The following is a 2,297-nucleotide window of genomic DNA, read 5'->3' on the forward strand; positions in this document are numbered from 1 at the left end:
GCGCCTTGCTGCGCCGCGAGATCGGCGGTTGCAATATCGCCCGTAGGGTCGTCGGATGAACGGCAAGTCCGCCATCGCGGGAATCGAGGCGAGCAGGTCGGCGTCCACGGCGGGCGCGGACGCGCTTGCGATCAGGACGGCGGCGAGCTTTGAGGACATCTGAAACCGCCGAGGCTGGCGTCGGGAAGGACCCTGAATAGGGTGATCGACGCCGGAGCGGGCGTGGACGCGGCGCAAGCCGCGATCGAGAGCATCGACGCCGATCTCGTGGACACCGTGCTGGTCTCCCCGCGCGACGGGCGGGTGCAGTACCGCGTGGCCCAGCCGGGCGAGGTGCTTTCGCCGGGCGGCAGAGTGCTGAATCTGGTCGACCTCAGCGACGTCTACATGACGTTCTTCCTGCCCACCGCTCAGGCCGGCCGCCTCGCGCTCGGGACGGAGGTGCGCCTCGTGCTCGACGCCGCGCCCCAGTACGTCATCCCGGCCTCGGTGACCTACGTCGCGGACGTCGCCCAGTTCACGCCGAAGACCGTCGAGACCGAGGAGGAGCGCCTGAAGCTCATGTTCCGGGTGAAGGCGCGGATACCGAAGACGCTCCTGGAGCAGCACATCAGGCAGGTGAAGACCGGGTTGCCCGGCGTCGCTTACGTGAAGCTGGCGGCCGACGCCCAATGGCCTGACATGCTCAAGCGCAAGCCCGCCGAATGAACGCGGGCGCGCCTGTCGCGCGGCTGCGCGACGTCACCCTCGTCTATGGGTCGAGGCGCGCGCTGGACGCTGTCTCGGTCGAGCTGCCGGCCGGCCGCATGGTCGGGCTGATCGGCCCGGACGGGGTCGGCAAGTCCAGCCTGCTGTCCCTCGTCGCCGGCGCCCGCGTGGTCCAGACCGGCGTCGTCGAGGCGCTCGGCGGCGACATGTCGGACTCCGACCATCGCCAGCGGAGCTTCCCGCGCATCGCCTACATGCCGCAGGGGCTCGGCAAGAACCTCTACCCGACGCTCTCGGTGTTCGAGAACGTCGACTTCTTCGGACGCCTGTTCGGCCACGACCGGCTCGAACGCGAGCGGCGCATCGGCGAGCTTCTCGAGAGCACCGGCCTCGCCCCGTTCTCGGACCGCCCGGCCGCCAAGCTCTCCGGGGGGATGAAGCAGAAGCTGGGTCTCTGCTGCGCGCTGATCCACGATCCCGATCTGCTCATCCTCGACGAACCCACCACCGGCGTGGACCCGTTGTCGCGCCGCCAGTTCTGGGAGCTCATCGACGGCATCCGTCGGGAGCGGTCGGGCATGAGCGTGATCGTCGCAACCGCCTACATGGAGGAGGCCGAGCGCTTCGATCATCTGGTCGCGATGGACGCCGGCCGCGTGCTCGCGACGGGCTCTCCGGCGGAGCTCAAGGCCCGCGCCTCCGCTCCGACGCTGGACGCCGCCTTCATCTCGCTGCTGCCGGAGGCCAAGCGCCGCGGCCACGAGGCTGTCGTCATCCCTCCGCGAGCGGAAGGAGCGGATGAGGTCGTGGCCATCGAGGCCGAGGGCCTCACGATGCGTTTCGGCGACTTCACGGCGGTGGACCACGTCAGCTTCCGCATCCTGCGCGGCGAGATCTTCGGCTTTCTCGGGTCCAACGGCTGCGGGAAGTCGACGACCATGAAGATGCTCACCGGCCTCCTGGCGGCGAGCGAGGGAACCGCGCGCCTGTTCGGCTCCGAGGTCGATCCGAGGGACATGGCCGTCCGGCGCCGCGTCGGCTACATGAGCCAGGCGTTCTCGCTCTATGGCGAACTGACGGTGCGGCAGAACCTCGATCTGCACGCCCGGCTGTTCAGCATGGACCCCGCGGCGATCCCGGCGCGCGTCGACGAGATGGCGAACCGCTTTGGCCTGGTCGACGTCATGGACGCCTGGCCGGACGCCCTGCCCCTCGGGGTCCGGCAACGGCTGTCGCTCGCCGTCGCCATGATCCACGGCCCGGAAATCCTGATCCTGGACGAGCCTACGTCCGGCGTGGACCCGATCGCCCGCGACAATTTCTGGCGGATCCTCGCCGAGCTGTCGCGGAAGCACGGGGTGACGATCTTCGTCTCGACCCACTTCATGAACGAGGCGGAGCTCTGCGACCGCATCTCGCTGATGCACGCGGGCAAGGTGCTGATCAGCGACACGCCGGCCGAGATCACCCGAAGCCGCCATGCGGCCGACCTCGAAGAGGCCTTTGTCGCCTATCTGGAGGAGGCGGCCGGCGCGCCGCAGCAGCGAAGCGCGCACACCGGCCCGGCGGCGAGCGGAGCGCCGCCGCCG

At 69.6% G+C, this 2,297-nt stretch carries 1 protein-coding gene and 1 pseudogene; both read left to right on the plus strand.

The features are described 5' to 3' along the window. Nucleotides 1-198: 198 nt before the first annotated feature. Nucleotides 199-708: pseudogene (locus ACIKT0_RS17200) on the plus strand (HlyD family secretion protein); the annotation flags it as partial. After that, on the plus strand, nucleotides 705-2,297 hold a 1,593-nt coding region (locus ACIKT0_RS17205; RefSeq protein WP_407106582.1), incomplete at its 3' end, for an ATP-binding cassette domain-containing protein. The pseudogene ACIKT0_RS17200 and the gene ACIKT0_RS17205, both read left to right, overlap by 4 nt.

Source organism: Hansschlegelia beijingensis (assembly GCF_045505405.1).
GTDB classification, from domain to species: Bacteria; Pseudomonadota; Alphaproteobacteria; order Rhizobiales; family Methylopilaceae; genus Methylopila; species Methylopila beijingensis_A.